Here is a 15599-nt window from a genome sequence, read left to right as displayed (position 1 = left end):
CCACGACCGCAAGCTGAATCGGGACGACTGAGCCAGAAGTGTGACATTGCCCGCAGCGCCCGTCGTCGCAGCATGCCAGGCAGCACCACTACAGGGGACAAAGAGCGGAAAGTCCGGGCATCCGGACCCGCTTTTTCGTTAGGCTCCATTGCCCCCATGCCCAAATGACGGGTCGCCCGGACCACCCCCGAGCTCGTGAACTAACTGCGGAATCGCACCAGTTCATATGCCTCGCGCAGATCGCCCCCCGTATAGGCATGTGTGGCCAGACCCGACAGATGGTGATCGGCATTCATCGCCACCGTTGTGGGCACTACCCCGAAGATCTCCGCGTCGGACATGGAATCACCATATGCAACGCATGTGTCCAGGCCCACCCCCAACTCTGCACAGAGCTGGTTCGCGATCTTCACTTTCGCGGCCGCGTTGAGAATGCCCGACGGCTCCACAGGCTGGGTGAACGGCAACGCGGGAAAGCGTGATCCGTGCGCCGCATGAGCTCCCCAGCTCAGCAGCCGTTCCACAAAGAAGGAGGGCGAGAGTGAAATGACGGCGCAGTAGTCCCCGCGCCCACGGATCTCTCGCCATACCTCCTGGATGCCGTCGAGCCAGGGCGCCGCCTCGAAGGCTGCCGCGACATGAGCATCGGTGAGATCGCCCCACAGGGCATGCACACGCACCGCATACTCCGGCGGGCCTATCCTGCGGGCGATCAACTCCCGCTCCAGCTCGCCGATCTCCTCCAGCAGCCCCAGCTGCCGGGATATCTCCACAGCCGCCGCCGAGCCGCGGATCAAAGTGCCGTCGAGATCGAAGATATGGAGCCTGCGGCTTCTCTCCATGTACGCCATGTACGCCGAGGTTAGTATCCGCGGTTACTCCCGCTGTCAGACGCGATACGTCTGCCCGCCCGGCACGGTGTTTCACGTGAAACCACTCAAGCGCCCCGCTCGCCGGGCCCTCCTCGTCGTCCATGTCGCCGCATCCGCCGGCTGGCTCGGGCTCACGCTCGGCCTGCTGGCACTTGCCCTCACCGCAGCCACCACAGAGTCCGCAGCCATGATCGAGGCCGCCTGCCGCTCGATGAAGGTCTTCACGGACTGGTTGGTGATTCCTCTCGCCCTGCTGACCCTCCTCAGCGGTCTTGTTCTGTCCCTTCGCACGAAATGGGGTCTCGCACAGCACCGCTGGGTCTATACGAAGTTCTGGCTGACGCTCATCACCGTCGCCGCATCGATCTTCGCGCTGCGTCCGGGCGTCAATGCCGCGGTCGACACCGTCGCTTCCGGCGCTGCGCCGGCGGACCCTCTGGGCCTGGTGATGGGACCGGTCGTCTCCTTCACCACGTATGTCTTCATGACGGTTGTCTCCATGCTCAAGCCATGGGGTCTCACCCGTCGCGGTCGGCGCCTGCGCGTCGTGCCAACTTCTCGGAAAGCACTGGACGAGCGATCACTGCGTCCGACAGCCTGACTCTTATGTCGACACCGCTCTCCGAGCTGCCCATCCGGCGTCTGACCACGGACGACCTCACTTCCTGCGCAGATCTCTCCGAGGACCGCGGCTGGCCGCGCGAGGAGCACAAGTGGGGCCTACTGCTCACGGCCGGCACGGGGTACGGAATCGACGACCCTGTGGGCAAGGGTCTGGTGACCGCCTGCGTGGTGACCTCCTACGGCAAAGGGCTCGCCGCGATCGGGATGGTGCTCGTCGCCGGGCGATACGCCCGTCAGGGCGTCGGGCGCCGCCTGATGCAGCACGTTCTCAACGAGGCCGGAGACACCCCGCTCACGCTGCACGCCACGCAGTACGGGCAGCCGCTCTATGAGCAGCTGGGCTTCGTCGACATCGGCCGCGTCGAGATGGTCCGGGGCCACCTGCTGGCCCCGGAGCCGGACCCCGGTTCGAAGGTGAGCACCCGCCCGGCGACCGCCGAGGACCTTCCCGGGATCCTGCGCCTGGATGCCGAGGTCTTCGGCCTGGACCGCACCCACATGGTCACTCGGCTTCCCGCCTTCGCCGACCAGCTGCGCGTTGCGGAGGAGGACGGCGTCCTCACCGGATACGCGTCGGCTTGGCCGAACATGCACACCCATGTCATCGGCCCGCTGATCGCCCGGGACACGGAGACCGCGAAGGCTCTGGTCGCCTCCCTGGCGGCGGGCACGGACCATCCGCTCCGTACGGACATCGACGTACGTCACGAGGAACTGATCGCCTGGGTCAAGGAGCACGGCATGGAGACGGTCGCCTTCAACACGGTGATGACCTACGGCATCCCGGACCTCCCGGGCGACTGGACCCGCCGCTTCGCACCGCTGTCGGTGGCCGCGGTCTAGCGTGATGAGCGCCAGATAATTGCAAACGCGGGATATTGCGTTTGTCGTCTATCCTGGGGAGAGCCGCTCCGGCACGGAGGAGGAAGACAGATGACCGCGACCGACCCTGCACTCACCGCGCTCTCCCAGAGCTGGTGCGCCCTCTCTCTGCTTCACGGGAAGATCGAGGCACACATCGAGCGCGCCCTGGAGAGCAAGCACGGCCTGAGCCTGCGCGAGTACTCACTCCTCGATGTCCTCAGCCGTCAGCACAGCGGCCCCGGCGGCCACCTGCAGATGAAGCAGGTGGCCGACGCCGTCGTCCTCAGCCAGAGCGCCACGACCCGGCTCGTCACCCGGCTCGAGGACCGCGGCCTGCTGACCCGCTATCTCTGCGACACCGACCGCCGCGGCATCTACACCGATGTCACCGAGTCCGGCCTGGCTCTGCTCGCCGAGGCCCGGCCGACCAATGACACAGCGCTGCGCGAGGCCCTCGACGAGGCGGCCAGGAACCCAGAGCTCGCTCCCCTGGTCAGGGCCGTGGAGGAACTGCGGGTCCCCGCGTAGTCTGCGGATCATGAGCGATCTTGAAATACGGCACGCGGAACTCGCCGACATCCCGGCGATCGTGACGATGCTCGCCGACGACCCGCTGGGCGCGCAGCGCGAATCGCCGGACGACCTCACCCCGTACACCGCCGCATTCGAGCGCCTGGACGAGGACCCGAACCAGATCCAGGCCGTCGCCGTGCGCGAGGACCGTGTCGTCGGGACCCTGCAGCTCACGATCATCCCCGGCCTTTCCCGGCGCGGCTCGACCCGCTCGATCATCGAAGGCGTACGGATCCACGCCGACGAACGCGGCAGCGGTCTGGGTACCCGGCTGATCGAATGGGCCATCGACGAATCCCGGCGCCAGGACTGCCAGTTGGTGCAGCTGACCTCCGATGCCACCCGCACCGACGCCCGCCGCTTCTACGAGCGGCTGGGCTTCGAGGCATCCCACGTAGGTTTCAAACTCCAGCTCTGAGCAAGGGAGTTCACGGTGCACCGGATCAGTGACGAGCAGCGCCGCATCCGGCTGGGCCGTCGCCATCTGCTGGCCCCGTCCGTACGCGCGTACTCACCGGTGGCGGCCGCCGACGCCGTCGTCGCGTTGCACGCCACCGATGCTGCGACCGTCTTCCTCTCCGCCTGCGCACGCCTCAGCGCCCCGAGCGTCCAGGCCGTGGAGCAGTCACTGTACGAGGACGTCACGCTGGTCCGGCTCCTCTCCATGCGGCGCACACTCTTCGCCGTATCCGCCGAACTCGCCCCGTACGTCGATGCCTCCACCGCTCGCGCCATCGCGGTCAAGGAGCGCAAGACACTGCTCAGTCACCTGGCGGAGGACGCGAACGGTCTGGACGAGAGCTGGCTGGCCGAGGCTGAGAAATCGGTGCTGGCCGCCCTTGCCGCACGCGGCTCCGCCACCGGCAGCCAGCTCTCCGCCGACGTGCCGGCGCTGAAGACGAAGATCACCGTCTTCCCTGGCAAGAAGTACGAGACGATGCAGGGCGTCGCCACGCGTGTCATCCGCGTGCTCGCCGCCGACAGCCGGATCCGCCGGGACCGGCCGCGCGGCTCCTGGACCTCCAGCCAGTTCCGCTGGACGGCGAGCGACCCCTGGCCCACCCTGTCGGCCACCGAGGCTCGCGCCGAGCTGGCCCGCCGCTGGCTGCTCTCCTACGGGCCGGCCACCGAGTCAGACCTCAAGTGGTGGACGGGGTGGACGCTCGGCGACGTACGAAAAGCGGTCTCTGCCGTCGGGGCGGAGGAGGTCGAACTCGATACGGGTACCGGCTATGTGGCTCCCGGAGATACCGCGCCCGAACAGCCCCTGGAGCCCTGGGCCGCACTGCTTCCCGCGCTCGACCCGAGCGCCATGGCCTGGGCCGACCGCGGCTTCCATCTGACCGGGGACCACAGCGCGGCGCTCTTCGACCGCTCCGGCAATGTCGGCCCGACCGTGTGGTGGAACGGCCAGATCGTCGGCGGCTGGGCCCAGCGCGCGGACGGAGAGATCGTCTGGCGTCTGCTGACCGAACCCGGCCGTGAGGCCGCCGCGGCCATCGCAGCAGAGGCCTCACGGCTGTCGGGCTGGGTGGCCGATGCTCGGATCACCCCCCGCTTCCGTACGCCGCTGGAGCGGGAGTTGACGACCTGAAGGCAGCCCAGGATCGGTCTCGCTCCCGTTTCACGTGAAACATCAGATCCGTTTCACGCTTTGAGGCCGCGCCAGCCCTCCTCATCCACACCACCCGGAACCGCCGCACCCGGCCCGTACGGCTCACGAGTGAAGACGAACGAGCCCAGGTCGAGATGGCTCACCGAGCCGTCCTCGAGACGCACCACACGCAGTGTCTCCCCCGCGTAGTAACCATCGAGTCCGGTCCAGGTCCCGTCCGCCTCAGCGGCGAATTGCGACCCGCGGCCGCTGCCCCCGAGCGGCTGCAACTCCACACCTCGGTCGGCGAGCAGACGCAGCCCGAAGGAGTAAGTCCCCCAGTACCAGGGCCCGGTCAGCTCCAGCAGAGCCTGGTCGACCTCCGGCAGCGGCCGCCAGGGCTCGGGAATGCGCGGCTCGGCCTCGGCCACGATCCCTACGAGATCGGCGGCCACGGCCCCGGTGAGCGGACCCGAAGTGGCATTGGCGAGCGCGACGGCCGCGATGCCGTCCTCCACGCTCACCCAGAGCCCGGCGAGGAAGCCGGGCAACGAGCCCGTATGCCCGACGAGGGTACGGCCGCCCTTCCGTACGATCTGCATCCCCAGACCGTAGGAGCTGTCCCAGTCCCCGGCCTCGGTCGGCACGGACGGCGTACGCATCTCCCGAACGGATGCTGCACGCAGCACGCGCTCGTCGCCCTCGGCGAGGAACGCGGCAAAGCGGCAGAGGTCGGCGGCCGTGGACCAGAGCTGTCCGGCCGGCGCCATCAGACCGAGGTCCTCGGAGGGTTCGGGGAGCATCACATCGGCCCAGGGATGCACCGCCCAGCCGCCGGCATGCGTGACCTCGGGCTGCGTGCTCGTACGGCGCAGGCCCAGCGGCTCGAGGATCTCGCGCCGCAGCACGTCCTCCCAGGAGTCCCCGCGTACGGCTTCGATCAGTGAACCGAGCAGCGTATAGCCGGGGTTGGAGTAATGGTGGCGACGGCCCACGGGATGCATTCGCGACTTGTCACCGAGGACATCGGCGAGTTCGGGACGCAGCGAGCCCGGCGTGCGCTCCCACCACGGCGCCGGGGACTCCGCGCTCAGGCCTGCGCTGTGACCGAGCAGCTGAGCGATGGTCACATCGCCGACCCCGGTGTCAGGCAGGTGCTTCTCCAGGGAGTCGTTCAGATCGAGCAGCCCCTCGTCCCGCAGCCTCAGCACCAGGACAGCCGTGAAGGTCTTGGTAATGGAGCCGATGCGGTACTGGGTGTCGGCATCCGGCGCATGCCCGTCGACGCAGGTGCGGGAACCCGACCACACGAGCTGCCCGTCGCGCTGTACACCGGCGACGAACGAGGGAGCGCGGCCTTCGGACTGGGCAACGGCGATGCGATGAAGAAGGGCCCGCTGTGTGGCGGGAAGAAGCTCGTCAAAAGGTGAGGTCATGAGGCAGGTCTATCGGCGCCGCCTCGCCACGTCGAGCGCATTAGACGGCGAGTGCTGCCGGTCAGGTCTGCGCCATGTCCACGAAGCGGGAGTAGTGACCCTGGAATGCGACCGTGATCGTCGCCGTCGGACCGTTACGGTGCTTGGCGACGATCAGGTCCGCCTCGCCCGCGCGCGGTGACTCCTTCTCGTACGCATCCTCGCGGTGCAGCAGGATGACCATGTCGGCGTCCTGCTCGATGGAGCCTGATTCACGCAGGTCGGAGACCATCGGCTTCTTGTCCGTGCGCTGCTCGGGACCACGGTTCAGCTGCGACAGCGCGATCACCGGGAGCTCCAGCTCCTTCGCCAGCAGCTTGAGGTTTCGGGACATGTCCGAAACCTCCTGCTGTCGGCTCTCGGCGCGCTTCGAACCACCGGACTGCATCAGCTGCAGATAGTCGATGACAACCAGCTTCAGATCATTGCGCTGCTTCAGCCGTCGGCACTTCGCCCGGATCTCCATCATCGAGAGATTCGGGGAGTCGTCGATATAGAGCGGGGCCTGCGAGATATCCGGCATCCGGCGCGCCAGCCGGGTCCAGTCCTCGTCCGTCATCGTTCCTGAGCGCATGTGGTGCAGCGCCACGCGTGCCTCGGCGGACAGCAGTCGCATCGCGATCTCGTTGCGGCCCATTTCGAGGGAGAAGATCACGCTCGGCAGGTTGTTCTTGATCGAGCAGGCGCGGGCGAAGTCCAGCGCCAGGGTGGACTTACCCATCGCGGGACGGGCCGCGATGACGATCATCTGGCCGGGGTGCAGACCGTTGGTGAGCGAGTCGAAGTCCGTGAACCCAGTGGGAACACCGGTCATCTCGCCGCTGCGTGACCCGATTGCCTCGATCTCGTCGAGCGCGCCCTCCATGATGTCGCCGAGCGGCAGATAGTCCTCGCTGGTGCGCTGCTCGGTAACGGCATAGATCTCCGCCTGGGCGGAGTTGACGATCTCGTCGACATCGCCATCCGCGGCATATCCCATCTGCGTGATCTTGGTGCCTGCCTCCACGAGGCGTCGCAGCACCGCACGTTCATGGACGATCTCTGCGTAGTACGAGGCGTTCGCCGCAGTCGGGACCGACTGGACCAGGGTGTGGAGGTACGGGGCACCGCCGACCCTGGTGATCTCGCCCCGCTTGACCAATTCGGCAGCGACGGTGATGGGGTCGGCCGGCTCGCCCTTGGCATAGAGGTCGAGGATCGCCGTATAGACGGTCTCGTGGGCGGGCCGGTAGAAGTCATGGCCCTTGATGATCTCCACGACGTCGGCGATGGCGTCCTTGGAGAGCAGCATGCCGCCGAGGACGGACTGCTCGGCATCCAGGTCCTGCGGGGGCACGCGCTCGAAGCCGGGAGAGCCGCCGTCCCAGCCTCCGGTGTCCCTGCCGCGGTCGTGCTGGTCCTCGCGGCCACCTCGGCCTTCGTTGCGGCGCTGGCGGGAGACGGGCAGACGGTCGCCGGGAATGCCGTCGGCTGCCCACGGGTCGTCCAAGGGCTCGGAAATGCTCACCCGGGCCACCTCCTCCCGTCCGCCCCGCGGACCTCGCCGTGCCACTCTTTCTACGGCACGACACTGACAAAACGAACGGCCAGACTCCGCTTCCGGCGCGTCGGGCGACGGTCCACGGTAGGCCCCTCGGCACCGTCAGCCAATCTGGTTATCCACAGGCCGTGTGGACGAAGGTCCAGATGCTGTGGAGAACCCTCCGGAACCTGTGCACGGACCGGGGGACAGCTCTGTGGACAAAGTCATAGCCACCCAGGCACACATGCTCTGACCTGGTGTTTTTCCGTCCACCGGCTGTGGGGGAGAAAAACTTTCCCGACTGGACCAAGATCAGAACAAACGGCGCACAGCCGAACCCGTAACCCGAGGCTCGGTAAGGACTGCAAAGCAATTGCATCTCTTACCTGTGGAAGATTAGATTGCTGCCATGACACAGGCTCCAACGGCACCGAAGGCTCTCCGGCGACGCCACGACCGCGAGATCGTCGCGCTCGCCCTCCCCGCCTTCGGTGCACTCGTCGCCGAGCCGCTCTTCGTGATGGTCGACAGCGCCATCGTCGGCCATCTCGGCACCCCCCAACTCGCCGGGCTGGGAGTCGCGGCGGCACTGCTGATGACCGCCGTGAGCGTCTTCGTCTTCCTCGCCTACGCCACCACGGCAGCCGTAGCCCGCCGCGTCGGCGCGGGCGATCTCGCGGCCGCCATCCGCCAGGGAATGGACGGCATCTGGCTCGCGCTGCTCCTCGGTATCGCCGTCGTCGTCGTCACCCTGCCCACGGCCCCCTGGCTCGTCCAGGCCTTCGGGGCCTCCGACACCGCCGCCCCGTACGCCACCACCTACCTCCGGATCTCCAGCCTCGGCATCCCGGCCATGCTCATCGTGCTGGCGGCCACCGGAGTACTCCGCGGACTCCAGGACACCCGGACCCCGCTGTACGTGGCCATCGGCGGCTTCGCCGCCAACGCGGCGCTCAACGTGGGACTTGTCTATGGCGCCGGCCTCGGCATCGCAGGCTCCGCCTGGGGCACCGTCATCGCGCAGGCCGGCATGGCCGCGGCCTATCTGATCGTCGTCGTGCGGGGGGCACGTCGGCACGGGGCCTCATTGCGCCCCGATGCGGCGGGCATACGGGCCAGCGCGCAGGCGGGCGTCCCGCTCCTCGTCCGTACGCTCTCGTTGCGTGCCGTCCTGATGATCGCCACCGCAGTGGCGGCTCGCATGGGTGACACCGAAATCGCAGCTCACCAAATCGTTCTCTCCCTGTGGAGCCTGATGGCCTTCGCGCTCGATGCGATCGCCATCGCCGGACAGGCGATCATCGGCCGCTATCTCGGTGCCGGTGACGCCGAGGGAGCACGCCAGGCCTGCCGCCGCATGGTGCAGTGGGGCATTGCCTCCGGTGTGGTGCTCGGCATCCTGGTCGTGGCCTCCCGACCGCTCCTCATCCCGCTGTTCACCAGTGACTCGGCCGTGCACGACACTCTGCTCCCGGCCTTGCTGGTGGTTGCCGTCTCCCAGCCGATCGCGGGCGTGGTCTTCGTCCTCGACGGCGTACTGATGGGAGCAGGCGACGGCCCCTATCTGGCCTGGGCGATGCTGGTGACGCTGGCGGTCTTCGCTCCGGTGGCCCTGCTCGTCCCCATGCTGGGCGGCGGCCTCACGGCTCTGTGGTGGGCCATGACGCTGATGATGACGGTCCGCATGCTGACGCTCTGGCTGCGAGCGCGCTCGGGCCGCTGGATCGTCACCGGCGCGACCCGCTGAACCGCGATCGCTGAACATTCGTGTTTCACGTGAAACACGGCGTAGCAGAAGGGCTGTACCCCGTGGGGTACAGCCCTTCGTACTACTCAGCCGAGCGCAGCGTTACGCGGCGACGACCTCGACGCCCAGCTTGGCGGCAACCTCGGGGTGCAGACGCACAGACACCTGGTGCGAGCCCAGGGTCTTGATCGGCGAACCGAGCTCAACGCGACGCTTGTCGACGTCCGGACCACCAGCGGCCTTGATCGCCGAGGCGATGTCGGCCGGGGTGACGGAGCCGAAGAGGCGGCCGGCGTCGCCGGAGCGAACAGCCAGACGCACCTTCACGGCCTCGAGCCGGGCCTTGATCTCGTTGGCCTGCTCGATCGTCGCGATCTCGTGGATCTTGCGGGCGCGGCGGATCTGCGCCACGTCCTTCTCGCCACCCTTGGTCCAGCGGATCGCGAAACCGCGCGGGACCAGGTAGTTGCGAGCGTATCCGTCCTTGACGTCAACAACGTCGCCGGCGGCACCGAGGCCGGACACCTCGTGGGTGAGGATGATCTTCATTATTCGGTCACCCTTCCCTTATCGCGCGGTGGACGTGTAGGGCAGCAGCGCCATCTCACGGCTGTTCTTCACGGCCGTGGCGACGTCACGCTGGTGCTGCGTGCAGTTGCCGGTAACGCGGCGGGCACGGATCTTGCCGCGGTCGGAAATGAACTTCCGCAGCATGTTCGTGTCCTTGTAGTCCACGTACACGGTCTTGTCCTTGCAGAATGCGCAGACCTTCTTCTTCGGCTTGCGCACAGGCGGCTTCGCCATGGTGTATCTCCTGTGTGATCAAGAAGTGGGGTACGAGCAGCCCTTAGAAGGGAGGCTCGTCCGAGTAGCCGCCGCCGGAACCGCCGGAGCTTCCGCCCCAGCCGCCCCCACTGCCCTGCTGCTGGCCGCCGCCGGCCGGCGCGCTGGTGGCCCAGGGATCGTCGGCGGGTGCACCGCCGCCGCCCTGCTGCTGGCCACCACCACTGGGACCACCGCCCCAGTTGCCGCCGCCCTGCTGCTGACCGCCGCCATAGCCACCCTGGCCACCGCGACCGGTGGTCTTGGTGACCTTGGCCGTGGCGTTCTTCAGGCTGGGGCCGACTTCCTCGACGTCCAGCTCGTAGACCGTGCGCTTGACGCCCTCGCGGTCTTCGTAGGACCGCTGCTTCAGCCGGCCCTGCACGACGACGCGCATGCCTCGCGTAAGCGACTCCGCGACGTTCTCCGCCGCCTGACGCCAGACCGAGCAAGTGAGGAACAGGCCTTCGCCGTCCTTCCACTCATTGGTCTGCTTGTCGAAAATGCGGGGAGTGGACGCGACACGGAACTTCGCGACCGCCGCACCGGAGGGGGTGAAGCGCAGCTCGGGGTCGTCGACGAGATTGCCGACGACCGTGATGACGGTCTCGCCTGCCATGGGTGAACCTCTCGGCGGGATTGCTGCTGGCTGCTTGCTGCTACTCGAACCCGATGACTTCTGAGCTAGATGCTCAGTGGGTCTCGGGACGGAGGACCTTGGTCCGGAGGACCGACTCGTTCAGGTTCATCTGGCGGTCGAGCTCCTTGACGACCGCAGGCTCGGCCTGCAGGTCGATGACCGAGTAGATGCCCTCGGGCTTCTTCTTGATCTCGTAAGCGAGACGACGACGGCCCCAGGTGTCGACCTTCTCAACCTTTCCGTTGCCCTCACGGACGACGGAGAGGAAGTTCTCGATCAGCGGGGAGACTGCGCGCTCCTCGAGATCGGGGTCGAGGATGACCATCACCTCGTAGTGACGCATGTGGAACCCACCTCCTTTGGACTCAGCGGCCACGGTCGTTCCGTGGCAGGAGGGTCGTGATGCGTAAGCAACGGTAGCCGCCGCCACTGACAATCCCGAGGGATTGTGTCCTGGCCTGGGCAGACACCGGTGCAGACCGTACAGAGTACCCGCTGACGCCCTTCCGGTTGAAATCCAGTGCCCAGGGGCCTCACCCTGTACCCATAAAGTGTGGGCGGGGTCACAGTGCGCCGCCTTTCCGGGAAGGCCAGGAGGTGCTTCATGGCACAAACAATGCGACCGAACCCCACAGGCTCTCTCTTTGCCACGGACGGCAAACCTCATCCGCTCCAGGACACCCTGATGGTGGTGACCCTGGTGCTGGGCGCGCTGGCCTTTGTGTCCGCGCAGTTCGACAACCTTCATCTGCTCAGCTCGTGGTCCGGACTGATCGGGATTGTCGCGGGTGCCTACGGCCAGTTCGTCTCGGTCACAACCCGCGAACGCTTCCTCTTGATCGTCGGACTCGGCGCCTCGGCCGTCGGCTTTTTCCTCGGGATGGCACACGGCGGGCTCTTCGGTGGCCTGATCGGCTACTAGCCCCGGTGTCACACGGCCATTCGGGGCGCTCCCCCAGCGCAGTAGGCTTCGGCGCGAGAGCCGGAGCCCCTGTACCCATGGGGACACACCTGCCGAGGAGCGCCCCGCATGAGCCTGACCTTGAGGACCATCAGCCGAGAGCAGCATCTGGCGTACATCCAGACCCTGCCCTCGGCAAGTCATTGCCAGGTCCCGGCATGGGCTGACGTGAAGACCGAATGGCGTTCGGAGAACCTGGGCTGGTTCGACAAGAGCGGTGAACTGGTGGGCGTGGGCATGGTGTTGTACCGCCAGCTGCCCAAGATCAAGCGCTATCTCGCCTACCTGCCCGAGGGCCCGGTGATCAACTGGTATGCCCCGAACCTGGACGACTGGCTGCAGCCGATGCTCGCCCACCTCAAGCAGCAGGGCGCCTTCTCCGTGAAGATGGGCCCGCCGGTGGTCATCCGCCGCTGGGACGCACCGGCGATCAAGGCCGGTATCCAGGACCCGGATGTGAAGCGGCTGCGCGACGTCGAGGCGACGCACATCGAGCCCCGTGCCTTCGAAGTCGCCGACCGGCTGCGCAAGATGGGCTGGCAGCAGGGCGAGGACGGCGGCGCCGGCTTCGGTGACGTACAGCCGCGGTACGTCTATCAGGTGCCGCTGGCGAACCGTTCGCTCGACGATGTCCTCAAGGGCTTCAACCAGCTGTGGCGCCGCAACATCAAGAAGGCCGAGAAGGCCGGTGTCGAGGTGGTCCAGGGCGGTTACGACGACCTGGCCGAGTGGCAGCGGCTGTACGAGATCACCGCGGTGCGCGACCACTTCCGGCCGCGCCCGCTCTCATACTTCCAGCGCATGTGGACGGTCCTGAACAACGAGGACTCCAACCGCATGCGGCTGTACTTCGCGCGGCACGACGGCGTGAACCTGTCCGCGGCCACCATGCTGGTCGTCGGCGGCCATGTCTGGTACTCCTACGGCGCTTCCGACAACATCGGCCGCGAGGTCAGGCCCTCGAACGCGATGCAGTGGCGGATGCTTCGCGACGCCTATGCGATGGGCGCGACCGTCTACGACCTTCGCGGCATCAGCGACTCCCTCGACGAGACCGACCATCTCTTCGGTCTGATCCAGTTCAAGGTGGGCACGGGCGGCGAGGCCGTCGAGTACGTCGGCGAGTGGGACTTCCCGCTCAACAAGCTGCTGCACAAGGCGCTCGACATCTACATGTCGCGACGCTGACGATGCGGCCGACGTCTTCACGGGCGACGCCGTAATCTCGTAGATCTCGTACATACCTCTGATACACCGCAGCCACCAGAAAGGTTCCGGGCCGGCCATGGCGCTCTCCCTCTACGTCGACACCGCGCGCTGGCGGGCGCACCAGAAGTCCGTGATCGACCAGTTCCCCGGCCTCGTACCGGTCTGCAAGGGCAACGGCTACGGCTTCGGTCACGAGCGGCTGTCGGAGGAGGCATCCCGCTTCGGCTCCGACATGCTGGCCGTCGGCACCACGTACGAAGCGGCCCGGATCAAGGACTGGTTCAGCGGCGATCTCCTCGTCCTCACGCCCTTCCGCCGCGGCGAGGAGCCGGTTCCGCTGCCCGATCGCGTCATCCGCTCCGTCTCCTCGGTCGACGGTGTGCACGCGCTGGTGGGCGCGCGGGTGGTCATCGAGTGCATGAGCTCCATGAAGCGGCACGGCGTCGCCGAGCAGGACCTGGGCCAGCTGCACGCCGCCATCGAGGACGTACGGCTCGAAGGCTTCGCCCTCCACCTGCCCCTCGACCGTACAGACGGCTCCGACGCGGTCGAGGAGGTCATCGGCTGGATGGACCGGCTGCGTGCGGCCCGGCTGCCGCTGCACACCATGTTCGTCAGTCATCTGCGCGCCGAGGAACTGGCCCGTCTCCAGCGGCAGTTCCCGCAGACCCGCTTCCGCGCCCGCATCGGTACGCGGCTGTGGCTCGGCGACCACGACGCTACGGAGTACCGCGGCGCGGTCCTCGACGTCACCCGCGTCGCCAAGGGCGACCGTTTCGGCTACCGCCAGCAGAAGGCCGCGTCCGACGGCTGGCTGGTCGTGGTCGCGGGCGGTACGTCCCACGGTGTCGGCCTGGAGGCCCCGAAGGCGCTGCACGGTGTGATGCCGCGCGCCAAGGGCGTCGCCCGCGCGGGTCTGGCGACCGTCAACCGGAACCTTTCGCCGTTCGTCTGGGCGGGCAAGCAGCGCTGGTTCGCCGAGCCCCCGCACATGCAGGTCTCGATCCTCTTCGTGCCGGCGGACTCGCAGGAGCCCAAGGTCGGCGACGAGCTGGTGGCTCATCTGCGCCATACGACAACCCAGTTCGACCGCCTCGTGGACCGCTAGGCCGTACGACAGCGTCGTCCGGGGTCTCCGGCAGGTCCGGGGCTCCCCGGTCGCCAGGGGGCCACGCCAGGCCTACGGACGGGCCTCTCCGGGCTCCTGGGACGGCGTACCCCACTCCACCCTGGGCCCCTCCACCGCGTGCGCCGCATGCCGCGGCGGATGGGCCGCGGCTCCCACCACGAACACGTCCTCGGCCCCGTCGAGCACACCGCCCGACGGGTCGTCCGATCCGTCCTGCCGTACGCCGTCCCGCTCCGGCATCAGGATGTCCCGGACGACCACCGCGCACAGGTACAGCGTCCCCAGCAGATGCAGGGCGATCGCCACCTGGTAACCCTCGGGCGGCAGCCCCTGGTGCTTGGGGCTGGTGGTGTACGCGAGGTACATCCAGATGCCCGTGAAGTACATGACCTCGCAGGCCTGCCAGATCAGGAAGTCCCGCCAGCGCGGCCTGGCCAGCGCGGCGAGCGGAATCAGCCACAGTACGTACTGCGGCGAGTAGACCTTGTTGGTGATGATGAACGCGGCGACGACCAGGAACACGAGCTGCGCGAAACGTGGGCGCCTGGGCGCTGCGAGCGCGAGAGCCGCGATACCCGCGCACGCCAGGAGCATCAGCAGCGTCGCGTAGGTGTTCACCGAGTCGACGTCCAGCGGCTCGCCCGTGCGCTGCGTGATGATCAGCCAGAACGAGCCGAAGTCGACCTGCCGCTCCTGGCTGAAGGTGTAGAACTTCTTCCACCCCTCGGGCGCCATCAGCATCACCGGCAGGTTCACCACCAGCCAGGCGCCTGCCGATCCGAGCGCCGCCGTGGCGAACTCCCGCCACTTACCGGCCCGCCAGCACAGCAGCAGCAGCGGTCCGAGCAGCAGTACGGGATAGAGCTTGGCGGCGGTCGCCAGCCCGATGAGGATGCCGAAGGCCAGTGCCCGGCCACGTGACCACATCAGCATCGCGGCGGCCGTGAGCGCCACTGCCAGCAGGTCCCAGTTGATGGTGGCGGTCAGTGCGAAGGCGGGTGCCAGAGCCACCAGCAGGGCGTCCCAGGGGCGGTGGCGGTGTGTGCGGGCCACACAGACGGCGATGACCGCAGTGCAGATCATCAGCATGCCCGCATTGACCATCCAGTAGGTCTGCTCCTGGTTCTGGATGGAGCCGCCGGCGAGATCGAGCCACGAGGCGACCTGCATGAACAGACCCGTCAGGACGGGGTACTCGAGGTACTGCATGTCGCCAGGCAGGCGGTCGAAGTACGGAATGAGCCCTTCCGAGAAACCGCGCCCCACATAGAGGTGCGGAATATCGGAGTAGCACGCGTGCGTGTACTGGGAACTGGCGCCTCTGAACCAGGCCCAGTTGTAACACGGCATCTTCTGCACCATGCCCAGCGCAAACATCCCGATGGCCACCAAAGCGACGACGCGTACGGGCGTGAACCAGCCGGCGCTGCCGCGCAGGGCGAAGCGGCCGATCGGACCGCCGATCAGCTCACTGCCGGACGCGGCGACGGAGTCCCGCCGCGTGGGCGGTACGTCCGGCCGCTGCGTCCGGTCCTGGTACACGCTCGTCTCTTCTGCGCTGGGCATG

The 15599-nt window shown here is 67.4% G+C and carries 17 protein-coding genes; 9 read left to right on the top strand and 8 right to left on the bottom strand.

Going from position 1 to position 15599, the window contains the following annotated elements:
* Positions 1–200: 200 nt before the first annotated feature.
* Positions 201–842: an HAD-IB family phosphatase gene (locus ABZS64_RS05275; RefSeq protein WP_355823444.1), complete on the bottom strand. Its 642-nt coding sequence runs from the start codon at positions 840–842 to the stop codon at positions 201–203.
* An 85-nt stretch (positions 843–927) separates the two neighbouring features.
* On the opposite strand from ABZS64_RS05275, the gene ABZS64_RS05270 reads away from it, so the two are divergent.
* The 5 genes from ABZS64_RS05270 to ABZS64_RS05250 all read left to right on the top strand — a co-directional run bounded on the left by ABZS64_RS05270 (position 928) and on the right by ABZS64_RS05250 (position 4527).
* On the top strand, positions 928–1473 hold the full coding sequence (locus tag ABZS64_RS05270) for a DUF2269 domain-containing protein (protein WP_355823347.1): 546 nt from the start codon (positions 928–930) through the stop codon (positions 1471–1473).
* 5 nt (positions 1474–1478) lie between these two features.
* The gene (locus ABZS64_RS05265) at positions 1479–2339 is read left to right on the top strand and encodes a GNAT family N-acetyltransferase (RefSeq protein ID WP_355823344.1); all 861 of its coding nucleotides are present in this window, start codon (positions 1479–1481) and stop codon (positions 2337–2339) included.
* 90 nt (positions 2340–2429) lie between these two features.
* Positions 2430–2888, top strand: a complete 459-nt coding sequence (locus ABZS64_RS05260; RefSeq protein ID WP_355823340.1) for a MarR family transcriptional regulator — start codon at positions 2430–2432, stop codon at positions 2886–2888.
* Positions 2889–2898: 10 nt separating this feature from the next.
* Complete coding sequence (locus tag ABZS64_RS05255; protein ID WP_355823337.1) at positions 2899–3351, top strand: GNAT family N-acetyltransferase; 453 nt, start codon at positions 2899–2901, stop codon at positions 3349–3351.
* Positions 3352–3366: 15 nt separating this feature from the next.
* A complete protein-coding gene (locus tag ABZS64_RS05250) occupies positions 3367–4527 on the top strand; it encodes a winged helix DNA-binding domain-containing protein (protein ID WP_355823334.1) in 1161 nt (386 codons plus the stop codon).
* Positions 4528–4580: 53 nt separating this feature from the next.
* Here ABZS64_RS05250 and ABZS64_RS05245 read toward each other — a convergent pair whose 3' ends face one another.
* Positions 4581–5963 carry a serine hydrolase domain-containing protein gene (locus ABZS64_RS05245; protein ID WP_355823331.1) on the bottom strand — a complete coding sequence of 461 codons (1383 nt, stop codon included), beginning with the start codon at positions 5961–5963 and terminating at the stop codon, positions 4581–4583.
* A gap of 61 nt (positions 5964–6024) precedes the next feature.
* A complete protein-coding gene (gene dnaB, locus ABZS64_RS05240) occupies positions 6025–7491 on the bottom strand; it encodes a replicative DNA helicase (RefSeq protein ID WP_355823441.1) in 1467 nt (488 codons plus the stop codon).
* A gap of 442 nt (positions 7492–7933) precedes the next feature.
* On the opposite strand from dnaB, the gene ABZS64_RS05235 reads away from it, so the two are divergent.
* On the top strand, positions 7934–9271 hold the full coding sequence (locus ABZS64_RS05235; RefSeq protein WP_355823327.1) for an MATE family efflux transporter: 1338 nt from the start codon (positions 7934–7936) through the stop codon (positions 9269–9271).
* A gap of 102 nt (positions 9272–9373) precedes the next feature.
* Here ABZS64_RS05235 and rplI read toward each other — a convergent pair whose 3' ends face one another.
* The 4 genes from rplI to rpsF form a co-directional block, all read right to left on the bottom strand.
* Positions 9374–9820 carry a 50S ribosomal protein L9 gene (gene rplI, locus ABZS64_RS05230; RefSeq protein ID WP_326651115.1) on the bottom strand — a complete coding sequence of 149 codons (447 nt, stop codon included), beginning with the start codon at positions 9818–9820 and terminating at the stop codon, positions 9374–9376.
* Positions 9821–9838: 18 nt separating this feature from the next.
* On the bottom strand, positions 9839–10075 hold the full coding sequence (gene rpsR / locus ABZS64_RS05225; protein WP_003956534.1) for a 30S ribosomal protein S18: 237 nt from the start codon (positions 10073–10075) through the stop codon (positions 9839–9841).
* Between the two features lie 43 nt (positions 10076–10118).
* Entirely contained in the window at positions 10119–10712 is a 594-nt protein-coding gene (locus tag ABZS64_RS05220; protein ID WP_355823322.1) for a single-stranded DNA-binding protein, read from the bottom strand.
* Positions 10713–10785: 73 nt separating this feature from the next.
* Positions 10786–11076 (bottom strand): 30S ribosomal protein S6, encoded by a 291-nt coding sequence (gene rpsF, locus ABZS64_RS05215; protein ID WP_004950685.1) that lies wholly within the window; start codon positions 11074–11076, stop codon positions 10786–10788.
* 261 nt (positions 11077–11337) lie between these two features.
* Here rpsF and ABZS64_RS05210 point away from each other — a divergent pair, with 261 nt between their 5' ends.
* From ABZS64_RS05210 to ABZS64_RS05200, 3 genes are all read left to right on the top strand, one after another.
* Positions 11338–11655, top strand: coding sequence for a hypothetical protein (locus ABZS64_RS05210; protein ID WP_355823319.1), 318 nt, complete (start codon positions 11338–11340; stop codon positions 11653–11655).
* A 108-nt stretch (positions 11656–11763) separates the two neighbouring features.
* Positions 11764–12882, top strand: coding sequence for a peptidoglycan bridge formation glycyltransferase FemA/FemB family protein (locus ABZS64_RS05205; RefSeq protein ID WP_355823317.1), 1119 nt, complete (start codon positions 11764–11766; stop codon positions 12880–12882).
* Positions 12883–12979: 97 nt separating this feature from the next.
* Positions 12980–14011, top strand: coding sequence for an alanine racemase (locus ABZS64_RS05200; RefSeq protein WP_355823314.1), 1032 nt, complete (start codon positions 12980–12982; stop codon positions 14009–14011).
* A gap of 72 nt (positions 14012–14083) precedes the next feature.
* Here the strand turns inward: ABZS64_RS05200 and ABZS64_RS05195 are convergent, their stop codons facing one another.
* On the bottom strand, positions 14084–15598 hold the full coding sequence (locus ABZS64_RS05195; RefSeq protein ID WP_355823312.1) for a glycosyltransferase 87 family protein: 1515 nt from the start codon (positions 15596–15598) through the stop codon (positions 14084–14086).
* Between the last annotated feature and the right edge of the window lies 1 nt (position 15599).

The sequence above is a fragment of the Streptomyces sp. NPDC005408 genome, assembly GCF_040606445.1.
In the GTDB taxonomy this organism is placed as follows: Bacteria; Actinomycetota; Actinomycetes; order Streptomycetales; family Streptomycetaceae; genus Streptomyces.
Note: the sequence above shows the minus strand (reverse complement) of the source record. Positions and strands in the feature narration are given on the sequence as shown.

Excerpts from the sequence above, each read along its gene's own strand:
- ABZS64_RS05275 (WP_355823444.1), bottom strand. The coding sequence starts at position 842 with ATGGAGAGAAGCCGCAGGCTCCATATCTTCGATCTCGACGGCACTTTG.
- ABZS64_RS05265 (WP_355823344.1), top strand. The coding sequence starts at position 1,479 with ATGTCGACACCGCTCTCCGAGCTGCCCATCCGGCGTCTGACCACGGAC.
- ABZS64_RS05260 (WP_355823340.1), top strand. The coding sequence starts at position 2,430 with ATGACCGCGACCGACCCTGCACTCACCGCGCTCTCCCAGAGCTGGTGC.
- ABZS64_RS05255 (WP_355823337.1), top strand. The coding sequence starts at position 2,899 with ATGAGCGATCTTGAAATACGGCACGCGGAACTCGCCGACATCCCGGCG.
- ABZS64_RS05245 (WP_355823331.1), bottom strand. The coding sequence starts at position 5,963 with ATGACCTCACCTTTTGACGAGCTTCTTCCCGCCACACAGCGGGCCCTT.
- ABZS64_RS05235 (WP_355823327.1), top strand. The coding sequence starts at position 7,934 with ATGACACAGGCTCCAACGGCACCGAAGGCTCTCCGGCGACGCCACGAC.
- rplI (WP_326651115.1), bottom strand. The coding sequence starts at position 9,820 with ATGAAGATCATCCTCACCCACGAGGTGTCCGGCCTCGGTGCCGCCGGC.
- rpsR (WP_003956534.1), bottom strand. The coding sequence starts at position 10,075 with ATGGCGAAGCCGCCTGTGCGCAAGCCGAAGAAGAAGGTCTGCGCATTC.
- ABZS64_RS05220 (WP_355823322.1), bottom strand. The coding sequence starts at position 10,712 with ATGGCAGGCGAGACCGTCATCACGGTCGTCGGCAATCTCGTCGACGAC.
- rpsF (WP_004950685.1), bottom strand. The coding sequence starts at position 11,076 with ATGCGTCACTACGAGGTGATGGTCATCCTCGACCCCGATCTCGAGGAG.
- ABZS64_RS05210 (WP_355823319.1), top strand. The coding sequence starts at position 11,338 with ATGGCACAAACAATGCGACCGAACCCCACAGGCTCTCTCTTTGCCACG.
- ABZS64_RS05205 (WP_355823317.1), top strand. The coding sequence starts at position 11,764 with ATGAGCCTGACCTTGAGGACCATCAGCCGAGAGCAGCATCTGGCGTAC.
- ABZS64_RS05200 (WP_355823314.1), top strand. The coding sequence starts at position 12,980 with ATGGCGCTCTCCCTCTACGTCGACACCGCGCGCTGGCGGGCGCACCAG.
- ABZS64_RS05195 (WP_355823312.1), bottom strand. The coding sequence starts at position 15,598 with ATGCCCAGCGCAGAAGAGACGAGCGTGTACCAGGACCGGACGCAGCGG.